Here is a 17,558-nt window from a genome sequence, read left to right as displayed (position 1 = left end):
CCCCCCCCCCCGAAACGCTCGTTCCTCACACAGAGGTGTCCAGCGCCGCCAGAGCTGCGGCGTAGCGGAACGGCTTGTTCGCGGCGAGGTCGGCGATGGTCTTGATGCCGAAGGCCTCCTCCAGCAGTTCCCCGTCGCGCTTGGACACCCCGTCCAAGGCGGACACGGGTGCGGCCAGGATCTCCGGAAGGCTCTTGTCCTCCCACGCCTTGTCGAGCACCTTGCCGAGGTCGATCGAAGCAGCCATGGTTCCTCCACTCGCTAGTGGCGCCGACCACCCGAGCCGGGGGCAGGCGAACGATCAACTGGCAAGGGCACAGTGTGTGTTCCCGATCCCTCGATATCGGCTGAAGAGCACTCACCCAGCGGATTCGAGCCACGGCCGGGGTGCCTGCGGTCGGGCGCGAGCGATCCGAACCGACCGAGACGACACGGACGATGCAGACGATGCGGACGACTGACATGCCACGCGGCAGCCGGAGTTCAGGCGGTCGCCGGGAAGTGTAGGTCCCGGCCGGCGGTTCACGCGAGCATGTTGGGTGCAGCGGTGAGAAGGCCGAGCACGGCGCAGCCCCCGAGAGTGCGCAACACGCTCCACCGCCCAGCGGAGACCATCACCAGCGCGGCCACGGTGATGGCGAGTGCACTGGGGCGGATCGTCGTCGGGCTGGGCAACTGGAGCATCAGCGGCTCCCACGGGTTCAGGTCGTATGAGGGCACGCCGAAGTGCGAGCCCTCCTCAAGCAGCGAGACGGCGCTCCGCCGTAGGGGGACCCCGCCGTACCACCGTTTCCGTGAGCCGTTCCCCGTCCCGTGGTGGCGCATGCGCCCTCGGCTGCGGCAGCGGGAGGCGCCGCAAGGTGGGGATCACACGGAGGTCACCGGCAACGATGCCCAGGACGCAGGCGCGCACCAACCGTCCAAGCCGACCGGACACACGCGCGCCGTCCAGAGCCGCACCCCAGGTCACTTCGGACCGGTGCAGGCACCAGGCGATAACGAGAACAGCCCCATATGGGCCGCGGTCACGGACAGCGCGTCTCCGCCATACGCCGCATGCCACGCGCCATTCCCGCTCGGGGCCGTGTGGGCGCCACCGGGCACCTCGTAATGATGGACGACCGGGCATCGCCTCCGAGGCCAGGTGGTGGGCAGTCACGCCAAGGACGGTGCTCAAGGCCGCAAACACCGCAGCCCGGCCGAGAGCGACGCGACCACCACCCCGGCGCACGCGGCCTCTGCTCCCGTCCGTCATCACCATGGTGGGTGCATCATCGGCTATGCCCGACGCCGCGCGGCCACGGCCTCCGGATCTCGACGATTCGCTCGCGATACGACCTGATCCGGTCTTCCGTCGGGCGAGCCGGCCAGGGACGGCAACGGCTGCCGGACCCGGCCGGCCTATCCCAGTTCCGGGGTGGACTGGATACGCCGCAGGATGCGCCGGTCCAGTCCAACGCGGCTCTCGACGGCCTGACTGCGTCAGGACTTCTTGATCTTCGAGTAGATCTTGGAGTCGCGGACCTCCTTCGGAGAAAACACGTGGACGGTTCCGTTGAAGGGGGTGTCGGTGAAGTACTGGCCGGGCCGGTCGTTGGCCTCGAACTCGATGTCGACGCGCTTGCCGGTGCCCGGGTCGACGCACGACATGTCGATGTCACCGTCGGCGCCGCGTACCAGCTTCTCGCACAGGTGACGCGTCACGAACTTGTCGAAGTCGGTCTCCTTCTTGCTGCTGCCGCAGCCGACCAGGGCGAACCCAACGGCGGCGCAGGCAAGAAGCACGATCGTCCGAGATGCCCGACGGGAACGGTTCGTTATGTCAGCGTTCATGGCGGCGGTTACTCCTCAGGTCAGAAATGCCCGGATGGCTGAACATTGACAGGCCCGTAGAAGCACAGGGCTCGTGACGGGATGCCGACTGTCGTTTCCCCGAGCCTGGGGCCTTGCATTGAGACAAATCCGGTGGGAAACAAGCGACTTGGCGCATGTCCCGCGCCGTTTGGGCCCTGCATGGCGGCGCGAGCGTCTCCCCCCGGAGACTCACGCCCGCGCCGCTGTGAATCAGACGTTCACGCCGAAGTCGCGTGCGATGCCCGCGAGCCCGGAGGCGTAGCCCTGGCCCACTGCCCGGAACTTCCATTCGCCGCCGTGCCGGTACAACTCGCCGAACACCATGGCGGTCTCGGTGGACGCGTCCTCGGACAGGTCGTACCGCGCCAATTCGGCGCTGTCGAAGCGGTTCACGACGCGGATGTAGGCATTGCGCACCTGGCCGAAGGACTGGCCTCGGACGTCGGCGTCGTGGATCGAGACGGGGAAGACGATCCGGGAGACATCGGCGGGCACAGTGCTTAGTTCGACGTTGACGACCTCGTCGTCCCCTTCCCCTTCCCCGGTGAGGTTGTCGCCGGTGTGCTGGACCGAACCGTCCGGGCTGGTCAGGTTGTTGTAGAAGACGAAGTGCGCATCCGAGAGGACTCGGCCGTTGTCGCCGAGCAGCAGCGCGCTCGCGTCCAGGTCGAAGTCCGCGCCTGAGGTCGCGCGTACGTCCCAACCCAGTCCCACCGCCACAGACGACAGTCCGGGCGCGGCCTTCGACAAAGAGACATTGCCGCCCTTGGCGAGGGTGACTCCCACAGCGTGCGTTCCTTTCGGGATCGTCGAAGCGTCGGGCGCATGCCGGGAGAACCGTCGCCCGCGTCGCCCCAGGAATCTACCGGCTTGTAGATGCTGAGGTGCGGGCCGCTCGGTGATTTGGCCGAGACATTGCTCAAGGCGACGGCCACGGCTCTGCTCCCGAATACGTCATCGAGCCAACTGCGGAGGCAGCACACGGAACCGCCGTGCCCGGGCCCGTCGGCTCGACCACTGCCGTTCCTATGCAGGACCGCTCCGTGCTTCGATCGCATCGGCATGATCCGTTCGAGGCTCAGACCGTCCGGAATCCGGCCCGCGGCTCTCCACGGCTGCTTCCAGCGCTTCGAGGGCCCTGCGCAGTTCCGCGATCCGTTGCCGGATCTCGTCTGGTTCGGATGGTTCGGATGGTTCCGGGGTCTGCGCGGTGGGCTGCGGTCGCTCCGATGCGCGGGCGTCTTCGAGCGAGGTGATCACGACGCCGATCAGCAGGTTGACCAGGAGGAACGAGCTGACGAGGACGTACGACCCGAAGTAGAGAGCGGTCCAGCGTGAGACTTCGAGCCCTTCTCGGACCATGTCGCCCAGCCCGTCCAGCGCCATGAGGAAGAACAGGGTGAGGCAGGCGCGGCCGAGCGAGCCGTAGTGCTCGGGCAGTGCGTCGGCGAAGAGGATCCAGCCGAGCATCGCGTAGATGTACAGCACGAGCGCGCCGACGACAAGGAAACTGAGCGCGCCCGGCAGGCTCTTCCATGCGGCGTGAAGGATGACGCGAACCTGCGGAAACATGCGGACGGCGCGCAGCACGCGGGCAAGTCGCAGCAGCCGCAGGATGGTTGCGTTCTCACGGACGACAGGGACGAAGGCGGCGGCCACCACGATGAAGTCGAACACGTTCCAGCCGTCGCGGAAGAACGCTTTGGGCGTCGGCCGAACGCGGCTATGCGGATGATCAGTTCGGTGGTGAAGGCGACAAGGAAGAACGTCTCCGCGATGCGGAGTTCGTCGTGCCAGTCACGCGCGGTCCCCGGGTAGGCCTCGACGCCCAGGACCGCGGCGTTGGCCACGATGAGCACGAACGCCGCCACGGCGAAGCCGGTCGAGTCGCTGACCCGTGCGCACCAGCCGCTGACTGCCGTCGAGGCGCGCGGTTCACCGGGTAACGAGGCTTCGACGACCGCCTGTGTGGAGGATTCGGTGGCGGGTGGGGGGTCGGCGGCGGGCATGCGTACCTCAAGGGAAGCGGGCGGCTGAGCGGTCGGCCGTGGTTCCGGCGGCCGTACACGGCGCTGCCCGGAAGCCCTGCGGGCCTCCGGGCAGCGGACGGAACAGGGTCAGACGTTGACGCCGTAGTCCTGGGCGATCCCCGAGAGACCCGACGAGTACCCCTGGCCGATCGCGCGGAACTTCCATTCGCCGTCGCGGCGGTAGAGCTGCCCGAACACGACCGCGGTTTCGTCGTAGGCGTCCTCGGTCAGTTCGTAGCGGCACATCTCCATGCCGGTGGCCTGGTGGACGACGCGGACGTACGCGTCGCGCACGCGGCCGAACGTCTTCGGCGCGGCGCCGTCCTCCTGGTGGATGGACACCAGGAACACGACCGACTCCGCCGAGGCGGGCAGCAGGGTGAAGTCGACGGCGATCTGCTCGTCGTCTCCCTCTCCCTGGCCGGTCTTGTTGTCGCCGGTGTGCCGTACCGAATTCTCCGGCGTGGCACGGTTGTTGAAGAAGACAAAGTGCGCGTCGGAGAGCACCCGGCCGTCACCGCCGAGCACGAGCGCGCTGGCGTCCAGGTCCAGGTCACCGGGGCCGCTGCCGACTTTCCAGCCGAGCCCGACGATGACGCTTGCCAGGCCCGGGTCCTCGCGCGTGAGCGAAACGTTTCCACCCTTGGACAGGTTCACGGCCATCCCGCGTACCCCCTGAGATCGATGTTGTGCGTCGGTCGCGCCCGGACACGGCTCCGCCGAGCGCAACTGAGCACCGACCCATACGAGCAGGTGTCCGAGCACCAAAGAATCTACAGGACTGTAGATACTTGTGCTCGACTCACCTGCTCATCGAACTCGCGGAGGGTTACGGCGTGTTGGCCGCCAAGTGGAGTGTCGGTTCTGTGCGGGCGACGGTCTCGGCGCACGCCGGGATCAGGTCGGTTCGCCGCCTCCGTCGTGCCCCCCGGGCGCATCTCCGGACACACCCGGCGTGTTCTCCCACACCGGCGGCCCGTCGGTGTACGCGTTGTACTGCGGTGCGCTGTGTCCGCCGTGCGGTGGCACCCCCGGCGGCACCTGGAAACCGAGGTTCGGTCCCGGCACGTGCGGGGGCTGCGGCTGGTTGCCCTGGAGCGGGGTCGACGCCTGCCGGTGCAGGTCAAAATATGACGGGCCGACAAGCGGGCCTTGCACGTTCGCGTTGTTGGCCCACTGGGACTCGGTCCACCCGTCGCTGACGATGCGGCCGGAAGTGGCCTGGGCGGCTTGGCCGAATGCACCGCTGACGGCGGGATCGGTGACGACCGCGGGACCGGCGAGGGCTACCTTGCCCAGCCCCGCTCCACCGGGCATCGCCGCAAGAGCGGTGAGCCCCTGCTCGTCGCGCACCTGCGACCACAGGTAGTGGATCGCGCTGTCGGTCAGCGGGCCACGCAGGTTGGTGTAGCGGCTGAAAAGCAGCATGGCGGCCCCGGCACATGCGGCGGTCCCGAACAGCACCAGAACCAAGTTGGTCACCCAGATCGCCGTGTCGTCGCTCGGCGATCCGGCGTACGGCTCCAGGAACAGGCCGGCGATCGCGATGACCGGTACCACGCCCAGCCCGACGCGCGCGGGGCGCAGTTGCGGGTTGCGTGCGGAGGGATTGAGGAATCCGAGTTCGAAGAGACGGTCGCGCGCGGTCCGTACGGACGGACGGTCGGCGAGAGTGGCCCGGGCCGATGCCAGGTCCGCCCCGGCACCACTCGCCTGCACCGCTCCGAGGACGTCGGTCGCGAGCGCGTCCGCGTTGTCCTGCCGTTGGACGGCCACATGGCCGTTCCCCGCGATACTCAACGTTCCTCGGGCCTGCGCGGCGAGGAGCGCCACGTCCGCGGTCCGGGCCGGCCCGCCGGCCAGATACGCCAGCTCGTAGAGGCCGAGGGTGCCCGGAGGCGGTGCCGGGGCTCTCCTCGCCTTGCCTTGCTTGTGGACGTTGACCGCGTACGCGCACACGGCGACGAACAACAGAGCGCTGATGATGAACCCGATCACCGCAACGACCCCCTATGGCTCGCGAACCGACTGATGAGGCGGTCGCCTCACGTCACGTGACACGGTGTTGCCGGCCGACCAGTTCCCTCAGGACGTCGGCCATGGTCACCACTCCGAGAAGCTTGCCCTCGCCGTTGGTGACCGCCGCGAGATGCGCGGCGGTGTGCCGCATGGCGGTCAGGACATCGTCGAGTCGTGTGTCCGCGATGACGGTGGTGACCGAGCGCAGTGCTTTGCGCGGGAAAGGCGCATCCCGGTCCTCGGCGTCGAGCGCGTCCTTGACGTGCAGGTAGCCCAGGACCGAGCCGTTCTCGGCGACGACCGGGAAGCGTGAGTAGCCGCTGCGTACCGCGAGTTGTTCGAGCAGACGCGGGGTCGTGTCGTCCGGGGCTTGCACCACTTCGTGCAGCGGGAGGACGACATCGGCGACCGGGCGTTCGCCGAGCGCGAGAGCGTCGCGCAGCAGTTCGCTCTCGTCCTTGTCGAGGAGGCCGGTGTCGTGCGACTCGCTGACCATGCGCGCCAGTTCGTCGCCGGTGAAGGCCGCGTTCACCTCGTCCTTGGGTTCGACCCGCAGCAGCCGCAGAATGCCGTTGGCCAGTTTGTTGATCCCGAAGATCGCCGGACGCAGCGCACGGGTCGTCGCAACCAGCCCCGGCCCCAACAGCATTGCCGTTCGCGCGGGTGCGGCCAGGGCGATGTTCTTCGGGATCATCTCGCCGATCAGCATGTGGAGGTACGTGGCGAGCGTGAGGGCCAGGGCGAAGGACACCGGGTGCACCGCCCCGTGCGGCAGATGGGCAGCCTCGAACACAGGTTCCATGAGGTGCGCGATCGCCGGCTCCGCGACCACACCCAGCACCAGGGACGAGACGGTGATGCCGAGTTGCGCTGTCGCCAGCACTGCCGAAACGTGTTCGAGACCCCAGATGACGCGCCGCGCACGGCGGTCGCCGGCCGCGGCCTTGGGCTCGATCTGGCTGCGGCGCACCGAGATCAGGGCGAACTCGGCGCCGACGAAGAAGGCGTTGGTGACGAGCGTGAGCGCACCGATGAGGAGTTGCAGGACGGTCATCGGTCACCGCCCGGGTCGTCGCGGTTCGCCTCGTCGTCCGCCGACGCGGGCAGCGGCCCGGTCAGGGTGAGGCGGGCGGCCCGGTGCTGGACGACGGCGGTCACCGTGAGCGTCCAGTCGCCGAGTTCGACGGTGTCGCCGACGCCGGGGATGCGCGAGAGGCGATCGGCGACCAGGCCCGCGACGGTCTCGTACGGACCCTCGGGTACCCGGGGGCCGAGGTCTTCGAGCTGATCGACGCGGTAGCCGCCGTCGATGTCCCAGGTGGGGTGACCGCCGGCGTCCGGTTCCGTCTCGACGACTTCGGGAACCTCCATGGGATCGTGCTCGTCGCGGACTTCGCCGACGACCTCTTCGACGATGTCCTCCAGAGTGACCACGCCGGCGGTGCCGCCGTACTCGTCGATCACCACAGCCATCGTCTGCTCGCCGCGGAGCCGGTCGAGCAGGTCGTCCACCGGCAGCGTCTCGGGTACCAGCACCGGGTCGACGGCGATCTCCGCGACGGTGCGGTGCTCCCGCTCGCCTTCGGGGACCGCGAGCGCCGCCTTGAGGTCGACGAAGCCGCTGACTTCGTCGAGGCTGTCGCGGTAGACCGGGAAACGCGAGTGGCCGGTCGCCCGCGCTATGGCGATCACACCGCCCACGGGCGCGTCGAATTGGACGCCGTAGACGCGTACACGCGGCGTCATGATCTGGTCGGCGGTAAGGTCGCCCAGGCTGACCGCGCGGACGAACAGGTCGGCGGTGTCCGGCTCCAGCGTGCCCGCCCGGACGGAGTGGCGGGCGAGCGCGACCAGTTCTTGCGGGCTGCGCGCGGACGCGAGTTCTTCGACCGGTTCCAGACCGAAGCGGCGTACGACGCGGTTCGCGGTGCTGTTGAGGTGGTTGATGAGCGGTGAGAACACCGCCGTGAACGCCCGCTGCGGCCCGGCGACCACCCGGGCGACGCCCAGGGGGTGCGAGATCGCCCAGTTCTTCGGCACCAGTTCACCGAAGACCATGAGCGCGAGTGTCGACAGAGCGATCCCCAGGACCAAGGCGACGGAGTCCACCGTGCCATCGGGGACACCCGTCGCCTCCAAAGGGCCGGCCAGCAGTACCGCCAGGGAAGGCTGCGCGAGCATGCCGATGACCAGTGAGGTCACGGTGATGCCGAGCTGCGCGCCGGAAAGCTGGACCGTAAGCCGCTGTGCGGCCCGCAGCGCACCGGCCGCGCCGCGTTCACCGGATGCCGCCGACTCTTCGAGCGAGCCGCGGTCCACGGTGGTCAGGGAGAACTCGGCGGCCACGAAGACCGCGCAGGCCGCGATCAGGAGAACCGCGATGGCGAGCAGCAACACTTCCGTCATAGGTCCACCGCCTCACGTGGGAGCGGCGGTCTATGACTACTCGCAGGTTCGTCCATGGAGCCGGACACCTCTTGCTTCCTTCTGTCCCGGCAAGCGGGAGTCGCACGTCACAGGGCCGTTTACAAGACGACCCTTGGCCCTTTGGTTGTTTCTACATCATTGTAAAAGGACGGCAAAGCTCCGGGAGGGACGGAAACGTCACACCTGCTCGCGGCCCCGGCTCAGGGGTCGGACTCCGCAGGGGGCGGTGCGACGTACAAGCACGCCTCGCGCACACCCGTGCGATCCGCGCGCGGTCTCGGTCTGCGTTGCCGAGCGCGCGTGAGCGCACGCGACTTGGTGGCAAGCCGAAAACAAGCACGGCAAGGCTCAAACGACCTCTCGCCCTGGCAGGATCCAGACATGAGGTCCCATCTACGCTTCTGTAGATGGACCTGGGCCAGGCGTTGCCCACACTCATCCTCCGTCGATCCGGATGCTCTCGGCTTCACCTCGTCAACACCACGACCGACTTCCCTGGGTACATACCCCGCACGGGTCCCGAAAGGAAACGTTCCCCTTGGGCCTGCTCGACAAGAGTCCGTCAACGACTGACAAGTCGCCCGCGCACGTCGAGGGAACCGGTGTGCTCGCCGCGCCGTTTCGTTGGAGAGCACCGTGATCGAGGGCACGAGCAGCTCATGCCGCGGATACCCGATTCCGTCCGCCCGTACCGACGAAACCGCAGCAGGGAAGGAAAGCGCGTTACGTCCCGAGGGCCTGCTTGACTTCCGATCGGCGCACATCCCGACGGCCCTGCGCTACGGCCCGCGTGACATCCTGGTCGTCTCCGGACTGCCGGGAGCTGGCAAGAGCACACTCATGTCCCGGTGTGCCGTGGCACCGCTCATCGACTCGCAACACGTCCGCGACTGGTACCGCACGCGGCTTCCCCGCAGCGTTCCCTACTCGGTCTACCGCCCTCTGGTGCGGGCAACCCACTACCGGCGACTCGGTGTCGCGTTGCGGAGCGGCGGAGCGGTGGTGATCCATGACTGCGGAACGGTCCCCCTCGTACGACGGTGGATCGCACGAACAGCGAAACGCCAAGGCCGCGACGTGCACCTGCTGTTCCTCGATGTGGACCCGTCCGTCGCATGGGGCGGGCAAAAGGCTCGCGGTCGCCGCGTCTCACCCGCACAGTTCGCCCGCCACCGGTCGGCCTCCGGGCACAGTCTCGATTGCCTGCTGGCAACGGGAGTTCCACCGCGAGGGTGGCAGTCCGCAGTGTTGCTGAACCGTCCTGCGGCTGACCGTCTCCACTCCATCACTTTCGAAAACAGCGCATGACGACGGCACTTGAGGAGGTCGGGTCGGAATGGCGACCTGGGCGCTTCACGTTCTGGCATCCCTGATGCCGAACAACAGCCGCGTGATCCGGGTACGACGCACGAACAGGTCGCATATCAGCAGCGTCAGGGCCGGAGAAGCCACCACGATCACCAAGTACTTCAGCCCCGCGGCCAACTCCCATCCGACGCCGCCGTAGACGACAGCCACCAGAACGGGTCGGTGGAGCACATAGAACGGAAGCGCGGCCGGGCCGGAATAGGCGTACTCGCGGCGGACTTCGCCGGACTGCGCGGTCTCGGCCCGGTGGCCGCCGTCGGTGTCGCAATCGCCGCGTCGGCGATGCTCACACTGTCTCCCGCACTTCTGCTGCGCGCTGACCGCCGGGCGCTGTGGCGCGCACCCCCACCCAACGCACTACATCGGACCGGCAACGCACGCGGATGGGCGGCCGTGGCACGCCACATCACCCGTCGTCCCGTCGCGTTCGCCCTCGGGGTGACCGTGGACCTCGGCGTCGCCGCGCTCGGCCTGAGCAGCCTCAGGGGCAGCTCCGATCCCTTGGACAAAGTGCCGCCGCCGGCAGAGTCGGTCGCGGGTCACCAGGGTGCCGGCCGCGCACTTCGAGAAAGGAATTGCCGAGCCGCTGCGGATCGTGCTGCCCGAGGTGTGGACGAATCCACGCTGCGGGCCACGCAACACGCCGCGTCCGCAGTCCCCCACATGCCGGAGCCGCGCCCGGGGACGACGCGTCCGGCAGGCCCACGCGCGAAGCCGTACAGGTTTTGGGACGGCTGGTGGTCCCCGGTCGGCAGCGCATCGGCGTTCCGTGGACGATCCTGGTCGGGATCGCCGCGGCGTGGATCGGGACCGTCATCGCCGAAGGCTTGGATGTCGCCGAGACCGAGGGCGTCGACTGGGTCGAACTGTGGCCTTGCAGGTCGGGCTGGCGGCTGTGGGCGTGGCTGCTTTGGACCGGGGCAAGTGCCGCCGCTGATCCCTGACGTGCGGCAAGCGCGGGCCGGCGGCGACTGCTGACTCGACGATCGCGGTTCTACTGATCGCAGCCTGAAGGGCAGGGGCAATGACCGCTTCCGCAGCGAGGCCGTTGGCGCGGCCGTGGATAGCGGTTCAGTCGGGGGATTCGGCACGCTGGAGCCAACCGTGGGGGTGGTTGGTGATGCCGTACAGCTCCAGATCACGACGAGTTCGGAAAGCCCGGCCCTCTGCGGTGGTGAGCCAGTCAGCCACCGCGGGAAGCACGCCGCCCTGCATGCCGGGCGGGCGCAGATGCGGATCGTCGACGATGCCGTCCTCCACGACGAAGAAGCCGCCGTCGGGGACGAACCGCGCGAAGTTGTGCAGAGCAGCGATGGTTGTGTCGTATTGGTGCAGGGTGTCCTCCACAACGAGGCAGCGGGCCCCCGCCGGGATGTGTTCGGCTACACGGTCGGCGACGACGGGGTCCTTGACGTCGCCCGCGATCAGGGCGATGTCACGCGAGAAGTCCGGGTCCACGCCGGCGAGTAGGTCGGCTGCGCGGTCCTGTTCGAGGTCGACGGAAATCACGCGAACCGCGTCCGGAACGCGACCGTACGTGGCCTGCGTCCGCAGCCGGTCACGGAACCAGAGGGCGGCGCCGCCCAGGTGCGTTCCCAGTTCGACGACAACCTGCGCGCGAGACAGCCACAGCACGTGCTCGTACACGCGCAAGTCCTCCGGGAACTTCTTGATCCGGAGCCCGGCGTACCAGTCCCGGACATGCTGCCGCTCTCGTGCCCGCCAGTAATCGAGCACCGACGCCGCCCGATCGACGGCAACCTTCGGAGGCAACTGGCTGAACTCAACTTGTTCTTCGGCGCTCACATTCCGTCCTGACCTGGAGAGAACCGGAAGGCGGGCCCGAAACTCAGCCGGGTCCATGACCGCTTGGTCTGTGACCTCCGCCGGCGACGCGGCGGCGCTTGACGGCGCACGATCGATGGCAGTCACTCCTGCAGTGAAGCCGGGTATCCCGATCACCGTGCACGCGATCCAACTCGCGTACGCCTCATAGGATTTGCCGCCACACCAGCAGAAGCTCCCGGTTGGACAAACGGACCTTTCCGCCGAACCGAATCTACTACAAGCCTGTAGAGTATCCGTCGGTGTCGTCGCGCACGCGGTCAACTTCCGTGGATGAGCCGACGCTGCACGAGTGGTATGCCTCCAGCCCTGCACGGCACACTCGATGGCGATCCGAGGGAGTCAGACTGCCGGACGCCGCAGACCAGCGCGCCGTGATGATGCGCCCCGTCGGTGTGCACGATCTTCGTTCAGGCCCGGCACCCGAGGTGCACTGCTACGGGCTGGCGGACGTCCTGGTCGTCGCGGGGTTACCCGGCGCGACACCCGCCTGCACTATCCGGAAAGGTTCGCGGGTCGGCTGCCGTACGGTTCGTCCGTCCGATGGTCTGCATCGCGCACCTTCGTCGCCTGCGGGCCGCGCTGCGCGCCGTAGAACGCCCGACGCCGAGGCGACAAGCACCTGCTGGTCGTCGATGTGGACCCCCAAACGGCCTGGGCGGCGCAGTTGGCACGGAGACGGTGCGTGCCCCCGGCGAGATTCGCTCGACACCAGGCCAACGCGCGGCGCATGCTCCGCAGACTCTCGATCCTGGCCGCGCCTCCCGGTTGGGGGTCCGCGACGCTTCTGAGCCGAACGACCGCAGGCAACCTCCGAGCGATCGCCTTCGCACCTGCCCTATCCGCATGCGCATGCGCATGCGCATGCGGATGCGAGGGTTCCCCGGCCGCTCAAAGCGGCAGACCGTGCGCCTGTTCTTGAACCCGCGGATGTTGCGCGGGACCGGAGCGCGATGCCATCGCCGGCCTCGTCGTCCCGACGCTGCAAATCCGGTTTGCGTGCGACACCCACACCCACACCTCAACTTCGACAAGGTTGTAGATTGTCGGTCGCGCCCGCGCCGGTCACGGGTGCGCTGTGTTCGCCGTGCTCGGCGACGGCCCGGTTCGACCAGGAGGCTCGGCCATGCGGGGATCGCTCTTCCAGCACTCGGTCAGTGGCGGCATGGAGCGCTTCACCTTGCAGAACCCGCAGATCCTCGCCGTGCGCCTCAGCCGCGAGACCGGGCACGAAGTACTCGGGCGCAAGGGCGCCATGGTGGCCTTCCAAGGCGGCATCGAATTCGACGGCCATCACCTGACGCCGCAGGAACGGCAGGTTTACCACTACACGGGTGAACAGCTGAACCTGATGCGTTGCCACGGAACCGGCACCGTGTATCTCGCGCATCAGGCGCAGTACCTGTGCATCCTCGACATCGAACGGGACGGGCTCGTCGTCGACGGGGACTACATCCTCGCCTTCGATCCCCAGCTTTCCTGGAATGTGGTCGCCATTGAAAGCCAGGAGAGCATCGCCGCGGTGGGTGCCTACAACCTGGAGTTTCGCGGGCACGGCCGGGTCGCGCTCATGACGTCCGGGAAGCCGCTGGTGATGAAGGTCGGACCGCAGAACGAGGCGTTCGCGGACGCGGATGCCGTGATCGCGTGGACGGCCGGGTTGAGTACGCGCATGGAGGCGCAAACCACCAGCTCCCGCGTGTGGCGCCGGCGCGGCGGGACCGGTGAAAGCTGGACGATGTGCTTCCTCGGCGAAGGCTTCATAGTCGTACAACCACACGAACTCGCAGGCCCCGCCCAGTTCCAGGCAACCGGCGGACCGCTCGGCATGGGGTCGGGCGGCTACCGGGGAAACCAATGGGGTCCCTGACCAAACACCGACCCCAGGCGACCCGGCACACGGACACTGAACGCTGCGCAAAGCGCCGCAAATAGCCCTACGTGTGCAGACACACACGCCCCATACAGGACTGGGACCATGACGTGTCCGGAAATGGCAGGCGTCGCACCACTGGGGCAGCCGGGTAGAAGTTGCGGGTCATGGACGCAGGCAACGTGCCCTACGGCGGCGAGCCGGGCGACGGCCGGCTGGATGCCCTGAACGACGCCGATGTCGCCGACCTGTGGGTGATGGATCCGACTACCGGCAGCTACCGGCTGCGCATACCAGGCGTGGACGGTGAGCCGACCGCTGCTTCACCCGCCACCGGCGGCGGCAGCGCGGAACGCCTGCCTGCGGCGCGAGAGGGATCCCGTACCGAACGTCGCCCCGCCGCACACAACCGCACGAGCACCCCGCCGCGCACCAGCCCCGAGGCCGAACCGGCCCGCCCGCGTCCGCCGCGCACCAACCGCCGCGCCCCGAAAGCGCCGAACAAGGCCAAAAAGCGCGTCAAGCGGACGGCAATCACGCTGGCCGGGGTGCTCGTCGTCGTGGTCGGGGGCGCGTACGGCTATTACCTGTACCTCAACAGCCGCATCAAGAAGACCGACCGCAGCGCCGCCAACGAAATACCGCCGTCCGCGGCGAATGAGTTCGGGCGCACGCCGCTCAACATCCTGCTGATCGGCTGGGACACGCATCGGCAAAGGCAACCAGGTCGGCGGCGAGCCGGGACACACGGGCCTCGCGAACACCACGATCCTGATGCACCTGTCCGCCGACCGCTCCAACGCCACCATGGTCAGTATCCCGCGCGACAACATGGTCGAACGGCCGACCTGCAAGTACGACGACGGTGAGAAGGTCCACCCGGCATCCACGCAGAAGGTTCAGTTCAACAGCACTCTGGCAGCGCCGCCGGGGGCGCGGAAACCACCTCGGGGACAAGCTCATTCGAACTCGTCATCGGCTCCGGCTTCCCCAACCTCACGTTGCCCGATGCGAAGATTGCCGGTGCCGCAGCGGACGGTGCGGCACCGCAGCCCGGCGCCGCACACCCTCACCGCCCGCTGTTCAAGTGCCGCCGTCCGAAGACCTCAAGCTGAACACCGCCGACAACGATGCGTGTATCCCCACGAATTCAAAGAAGCAGACGACGTAGCGGACGGCGACCGAAGGCGCTCTTGTGCGGCAGCAGTTCACACTCGCCGGTGGGGAGCAGACGTAGCGGGATTCGTCGATCATGACGGCGAGTTCGCCGACGTGGGCTTCCATCGTCTGAAGCGCGGGAGCGCACGCGCGTGAGACGCGGACAGCCGTTGCCGTGCTCGCCTTGTTTCCACATCACTGCGACGCAGACAGAGCCAATCTGCGGGCATGGGCGAAAGCGTCACGGTCTCGGTGACGCGGCGGCATGCTCCGAGCCGCACGGACCTCGACTGACCCTTCGGATCAGAGGTCGAACTCGGCCGGCGAGATGTCCAGCGCGAAGCACGCCTCACGTACGACCGCCCGCTCTTGCGGGTCGAAATTGCCGTCGGCGCCGCCGATGACGATGCCGATCTGGATGACCGCGCGGGCCTCGTCCGGCTTCTTCTTGGCCTTGGCGACGTCCTGCATCACCTGCACCTTGCCGAGTTGGAAGTCGGCTTGGAGCTGGTTGGCGTAGGCGTGGAAGCGGCGCTGGAGGTCGTCCTTGTCGAAGTTCTGCAGCACCTCGTTGTCGGCGATGAGTTGCGTGACCTTGGCCGTCTCGGACTGGTCGACCGTGCCGTCCGCCGCCGAGACCAGCGCGCACATCGCCATGCTCGCATCGCGGAACGCACCGCTTTTCAGATCGTTCTTCTTCGCTACGAGCTGCGTTTGCATGTTCTGCGCGGATTGCTTGAGCTTGTCCCAGAGCGCCATGTCGGTGTCTCCCCATGTGGCTTCGTTGCCGTTTCCGGGCGGTCCTGCCGCGGCACGGTCAATCTACACAAGCGTAGATGAACCGGCGGTGTCCAAACGGCTTCCGCCCGGCTCCCGGGGAGAACGGTCGTGACATCGTCGCCGTCCGGCGCACGCCGTCCACTGCTTCGGAAGCCTGAACGTTTCGCGCCCCTTGGGCGTGCCCGTGCCGCCGCGACGTGGTTTGCCGGCTTGGATGCGCCTGCCGCGCGTCCTACAAGGGAGTTGCCGCCTTCAGGATGACAACCAGGGCCACCGTCGCGTTCAGCGCGGAGACCACGGATACCGTCGTGCCAGCCGCCGCCACGATCGCGGCCAGTCCCGTCCGTGAGCGCGGGGGCGGCCAGGTTGCCTTCGGTGTCGGTTCCAGCAAAGCGGCCACGCGTCGGGGAACCGGTCCGGTCGCAGCGAATGCCGGCAGCGCTTCCCCGCGGGACTTCTTGGCGGCCAGGGCTGCCTTACCAACCGCGAGGGCGGTGGTCCGACGGTCGCCGACCGCATTCGCCGCCTCTTCATCCGCCCAGCGCTCGACGGTGTAACTGATCGCCGTGTGCAGTGGACGGAGAAGCGGCTGACTGGCGGCGGCCAACCGAGCGAGGAAAAGGACTCGGTGGTGGCGACAGTCCAAGTGAGCCCGCTCGTGGGCGATGAGCGCTCGTCGTTCCTTGTCGTTCAGGCAGTCCAGCATCCCGGTGGACACCACGATGCGGGGGCGTTCCCCCGGGAGCGCAAAGGCGTACGGTTCGTCGTCGCGGAGCACGGCGACGTCATCGTCGGCCCGCAGCCCCCGGACCACTTTCCACGTCCTACGGCGCACGCTGACCACGCGGCATGTCACCACAGCACCGGCGACGAGCACCGCGAGCAGCGCAAGAATGGCCACAGTGCCGAACACCCGGAGGTGCGGCACCTCGTCGCGTACCTCCGGATCCGACCAACCGTCCGGCAACGGATTGCCCGGGACTTGGGCGGTGCCCACGATCATCAGCAGGGCGAGGCACAACGTGCTGCACGCGGCCAAAACCACAGCGGCACTCGTCAGCAGCCGTGTTGCGGCGCGCGGATGCAGGTGATCCGTGGCGAGCCGGGCGACCGGCAAGGCCGTCAATGGCAGGATCAAAGGCAGATAGATCGCCAGACGCACGCTCAGACCCCGAGATCATCCGCAGAATGACGGCGCAGGAGTTCCCGCAAGGTCCGCTCGTCCTCGTCGGACAGGTCCGAGACAAAGCTCGCGAGCACCGCGGCGCGGTCGTTCTCCTGATCAAGCACCTGGCGCATCCGTCGCGCCGCGATCCCGGCTTCGTCCGAGACCGGCTCGTACGCATACGAGCGCCCGTCACGGGTCCGGGTCAGCAATCCCTTGTCGTACAGCCGACTCATGATCGTGACCACGGTGCTGTAGGCCAGCCCGCCGTCCAGTCGCCCCTGTACCCAAGTCGCCGTTCTCGCGCCGCCCGATGTCCACAGGAGAGCCAGAACCTCACCTTCCAGTTCCCCCGGACCACGGCGAACCGGCCGTGTCTGGCCCGCAGGTTCGTCCTGCCGACGCCGGTGCTCCGTCATACTGCCTCCCTGACCCGCCGAGAACCGCCGCCGCGCTGGAGCGTATCGGTGACGAGCAAGACTCGACGGCCTGCCACAACGCAAAGCACGCACACTACTTCCTCGTGTGACCGCTCCGGTCACCGAGCTTGTCGACCGCGTCCTTCAGTTTCTCGGCGCCGCTGTCCACCTTGTCACCGTGTTTGTGCCCGGTGCGGTCATCGATGAAGTCCGCAGCTTTGTCGATGCCTTGGTCGATCTTGTCATCGTGCTTGGCGGCAAGATCGGCAGCCTTGTCCTTGATCTCGCCGAGATCAAGGTTCTTGATGCTGTCGAACAGGCCCATGAGATCGGTCCCATCTGGTGCTCGGGCGTACGAAGGCGACCCGTGCCGTGGTGGCAGCACGGTTCACCGGTCCACCGAATCTAGCCGATCCGGATCAAACGGAACCCATCCTGATACGCACCGGGAAGACAGGCGCGCGACCCGGCCGACGTACCGGCCTGGTTCCGCGCTGACGGCATAGGGCTGATCGGCAAGCAGGCTGGTGGGCCCGTAACCTTTGGCGGAGGAGAGCGATCGGTTGACAGGAGTACGCCCGTCGTCGCTGCGCCGGGTTGTTGGCCGGCCCGGAGGGACC

The 17,558-nt window shown here is 67.7% G+C and carries 19 protein-coding genes and 2 pseudogenes; 6 read left to right on the top strand and 15 right to left on the bottom strand.

Annotated features, from left to right (window positions below; translation table 11 throughout):
- Window positions 1–25: 25 nt before the first annotated feature.
- The 9 genes from ACRX5W_RS20660 to ACRX5W_RS20620 form a co-directional block, all read right to left on the bottom strand.
- Window positions 26–247: a hypothetical protein gene (locus ACRX5W_RS20660; RefSeq protein ID WP_436789709.1), complete on the bottom strand. Its 222-nt coding sequence runs from the start codon at window positions 245–247 to the stop codon at window positions 26–28.
- 275 nt (window positions 248–522) lie between these two features.
- The gene (locus ACRX5W_RS20655) at window positions 523–720 is read right to left on the bottom strand and encodes a hypothetical protein (RefSeq protein WP_436789708.1); all 198 of its coding nucleotides are present in this window, start codon (window positions 718–720) and stop codon (window positions 523–525) included.
- 762 nt (window positions 721–1,482) lie between these two features.
- On the bottom strand, window positions 1,483–1,833 hold the full coding sequence (locus ACRX5W_RS20650; protein WP_436789707.1) for a hypothetical protein: 351 nt from the start codon (window positions 1,831–1,833) through the stop codon (window positions 1,483–1,485).
- A 231-nt stretch (window positions 1,834–2,064) separates the two neighbouring features.
- Entirely contained in the window at window positions 2,065–2,640 is a 576-nt protein-coding gene (locus ACRX5W_RS20645) for a TerD family protein (protein WP_436789706.1), read from the bottom strand.
- Between the two features lie 240 nt (window positions 2,641–2,880).
- The gene (locus ACRX5W_RS20640; protein WP_436789705.1) at window positions 2,881–3,531 is read right to left on the bottom strand and encodes an ion transporter; all 651 of its coding nucleotides are present in this window, start codon (window positions 3,529–3,531) and stop codon (window positions 2,881–2,883) included.
- 440 nt (window positions 3,532–3,971) lie between these two features.
- Complete coding sequence (locus ACRX5W_RS20635; protein WP_436789704.1) at window positions 3,972–4,547, bottom strand: TerD family protein; 576 nt, start codon at window positions 4,545–4,547, stop codon at window positions 3,972–3,974.
- 234 nt (window positions 4,548–4,781) lie between these two features.
- Complete coding sequence (locus ACRX5W_RS20630) at window positions 4,782–5,882, bottom strand: TIGR04222 domain-containing membrane protein (protein ID WP_436789703.1); 1,101 nt, start codon at window positions 5,880–5,882, stop codon at window positions 4,782–4,784.
- 52 nt (window positions 5,883–5,934) lie between these two features.
- Window positions 5,935–6,957 (bottom strand): hemolysin family protein, encoded by a 1,023-nt coding sequence (locus ACRX5W_RS20625; protein ID WP_436789702.1) that lies wholly within the window; start codon window positions 6,955–6,957, stop codon window positions 5,935–5,937.
- Window positions 6,954–8,309, bottom strand: coding sequence for a hemolysin family protein (locus tag ACRX5W_RS20620; protein WP_436789701.1), 1,356 nt, complete (start codon window positions 8,307–8,309; stop codon window positions 6,954–6,956). The genes ACRX5W_RS20625 and ACRX5W_RS20620 overlap by 4 nt, the downstream gene beginning before the upstream one ends.
- 657 nt (window positions 8,310–8,966) lie before the next feature.
- On the opposite strand from ACRX5W_RS20620, the gene ACRX5W_RS20615 reads away from it, so the two are divergent.
- On the top strand, window positions 8,967–9,638 hold the full coding sequence (locus tag ACRX5W_RS20615) for an AAA family ATPase (protein WP_436789700.1): 672 nt from the start codon (window positions 8,967–8,969) through the stop codon (window positions 9,636–9,638).
- A gap of 45 nt (window positions 9,639–9,683) precedes the next feature.
- Here ACRX5W_RS20615 and ACRX5W_RS20610 read toward each other — a convergent pair whose 3' ends face one another.
- On the bottom strand, window positions 9,684–9,848 hold the full coding sequence (locus ACRX5W_RS20610; RefSeq protein WP_436789699.1) for a hypothetical protein: 165 nt from the start codon (window positions 9,846–9,848) through the stop codon (window positions 9,684–9,686).
- Between the two features lie 12 nt (window positions 9,849–9,860).
- Here ACRX5W_RS20610 and ACRX5W_RS20605 point away from each other — a divergent pair.
- A pseudogene (locus ACRX5W_RS20605) lies at window positions 9,861–10,112 on the top strand (MMPL family transporter); the annotation flags it as partial.
- A gap of 311 nt (window positions 10,113–10,423) precedes the next feature.
- Window positions 10,424–10,635 (top strand): annotated as a pseudogene (locus ACRX5W_RS20600) (GlsB/YeaQ/YmgE family stress response membrane protein).
- Between the two features lie 134 nt (window positions 10,636–10,769).
- On the opposite strand, the gene ACRX5W_RS20595 reads toward ACRX5W_RS20600, so the two are convergent.
- Window positions 10,770–11,504, bottom strand: a complete 735-nt coding sequence (locus ACRX5W_RS20595) for a CmcI family methyltransferase (RefSeq protein ID WP_436789698.1) — start codon at window positions 11,502–11,504, stop codon at window positions 10,770–10,772.
- A gap of 1,165 nt (window positions 11,505–12,669) precedes the next feature.
- Here ACRX5W_RS20595 and ACRX5W_RS20590 point away from each other — a divergent pair.
- From ACRX5W_RS20590 to ACRX5W_RS20580, 3 genes are all read left to right on the top strand, one after another.
- Window positions 12,670–13,413 carry an AIM24 family protein gene (locus ACRX5W_RS20590; RefSeq protein ID WP_436789697.1) on the top strand — a complete coding sequence of 248 codons (744 nt, stop codon included), beginning with the start codon at window positions 12,670–12,672 and terminating at the stop codon, window positions 13,411–13,413.
- 170 nt (window positions 13,414–13,583) lie between these two features.
- Window positions 13,584–14,285, top strand: coding sequence for a hypothetical protein (locus ACRX5W_RS20585; RefSeq protein WP_436789696.1), 702 nt, complete (start codon window positions 13,584–13,586; stop codon window positions 14,283–14,285).
- Window positions 14,191–14,730, top strand: coding sequence for a hypothetical protein (locus ACRX5W_RS20580; protein ID WP_436789695.1), 540 nt, complete (start codon window positions 14,191–14,193; stop codon window positions 14,728–14,730). Before ACRX5W_RS20585 ends, ACRX5W_RS20580 begins: the two co-directional genes overlap by 95 nt.
- 147 nt (window positions 14,731–14,877) lie before the next feature.
- Here ACRX5W_RS20580 and ACRX5W_RS20575 read toward each other — a convergent pair whose 3' ends face one another.
- The 4 genes from ACRX5W_RS20575 to ACRX5W_RS20560 form a co-directional block, all read right to left on the bottom strand.
- Complete coding sequence (locus tag ACRX5W_RS20575; RefSeq protein ID WP_436789694.1) at window positions 14,878–15,333, bottom strand: tellurite resistance TerB family protein; 456 nt, start codon at window positions 15,331–15,333, stop codon at window positions 14,878–14,880.
- A gap of 253 nt (window positions 15,334–15,586) precedes the next feature.
- The gene (locus ACRX5W_RS20570; protein ID WP_436789693.1) at window positions 15,587–16,516 is read right to left on the bottom strand and encodes a M56 family metallopeptidase; all 930 of its coding nucleotides are present in this window, start codon (window positions 16,514–16,516) and stop codon (window positions 15,587–15,589) included.
- A gap of 2 nt (window positions 16,517–16,518) precedes the next feature.
- Window positions 16,519–16,938, bottom strand: a complete 420-nt coding sequence (locus ACRX5W_RS20565) for a BlaI/MecI/CopY family transcriptional regulator (protein ID WP_436789692.1) — start codon at window positions 16,936–16,938, stop codon at window positions 16,519–16,521.
- Between the two features lie 94 nt (window positions 16,939–17,032).
- On the bottom strand, window positions 17,033–17,263 hold the full coding sequence (locus tag ACRX5W_RS20560) for an antitoxin (RefSeq protein WP_436789691.1): 231 nt from the start codon (window positions 17,261–17,263) through the stop codon (window positions 17,033–17,035).
- Window positions 17,264–17,558 lie beyond the last annotated feature (295 nt).

It is taken from the genome of Yinghuangia sp. YIM S10712, from assembly GCF_051388935.1.
Lineage (GTDB): Bacteria > Actinomycetota > Actinomycetes > Streptomycetales > Streptomycetaceae > Yinghuangia.
The sequence above is the reverse complement of the archived record's forward strand: the minus strand, read 5'-3'. Positions and strand labels throughout refer to the sequence as shown.

What these genes read in the sequence shown, in the direction of transcription:
- ACRX5W_RS20660 (WP_436789709.1), bottom strand. Translation starts at nt 247, where the DNA reads ATGGCTGCTTCGATCGACCTCGGCAAGGTGCTCGACAAGGCGTGGGAG.
- ACRX5W_RS20650 (WP_436789707.1), bottom strand. Translation starts at nt 1,833, where the DNA reads ATGAACGCTGACATAACGAACCGTTCCCGTCGGGCATCTCGGACGATC.
- ACRX5W_RS20635 (WP_436789704.1), bottom strand. Translation starts at nt 4,547, where the DNA reads ATGGCCGTGAACCTGTCCAAGGGTGGAAACGTTTCGCTCACGCGCGAG.
- ACRX5W_RS20625 (WP_436789702.1), bottom strand. Translation starts at nt 6,957, where the DNA reads ATGACCGTCCTGCAACTCCTCATCGGTGCGCTCACGCTCGTCACCAAC.
- ACRX5W_RS20620 (WP_436789701.1), bottom strand. Translation starts at nt 8,309, where the DNA reads ATGACGGAAGTGTTGCTGCTCGCCATCGCGGTTCTCCTGATCGCGGCC.
- ACRX5W_RS20590 (WP_436789697.1), top strand. Translation starts at nt 12,670, where the DNA reads ATGCGGGGATCGCTCTTCCAGCACTCGGTCAGTGGCGGCATGGAGCGC.
- ACRX5W_RS20585 (WP_436789696.1), top strand. Translation starts at nt 13,584, where the DNA reads ATGGACGCAGGCAACGTGCCCTACGGCGGCGAGCCGGGCGACGGCCGG.
- ACRX5W_RS20580 (WP_436789695.1), top strand. Translation starts at nt 14,191, where the DNA reads ATGCACCTGTCCGCCGACCGCTCCAACGCCACCATGGTCAGTATCCCG.
- ACRX5W_RS20575 (WP_436789694.1), bottom strand. Translation starts at nt 15,333, where the DNA reads ATGGCGCTCTGGGACAAGCTCAAGCAATCCGCGCAGAACATGCAAACG.
- ACRX5W_RS20565 (WP_436789692.1), bottom strand. Translation starts at nt 16,938, where the DNA reads ATGACGGAGCACCGGCGTCGGCAGGACGAACCTGCGGGCCAGACACGG.
- ACRX5W_RS20560 (WP_436789691.1), bottom strand. Translation starts at nt 17,263, where the DNA reads ATGGGCCTGTTCGACAGCATCAAGAACCTTGATCTCGGCGAGATCAAG.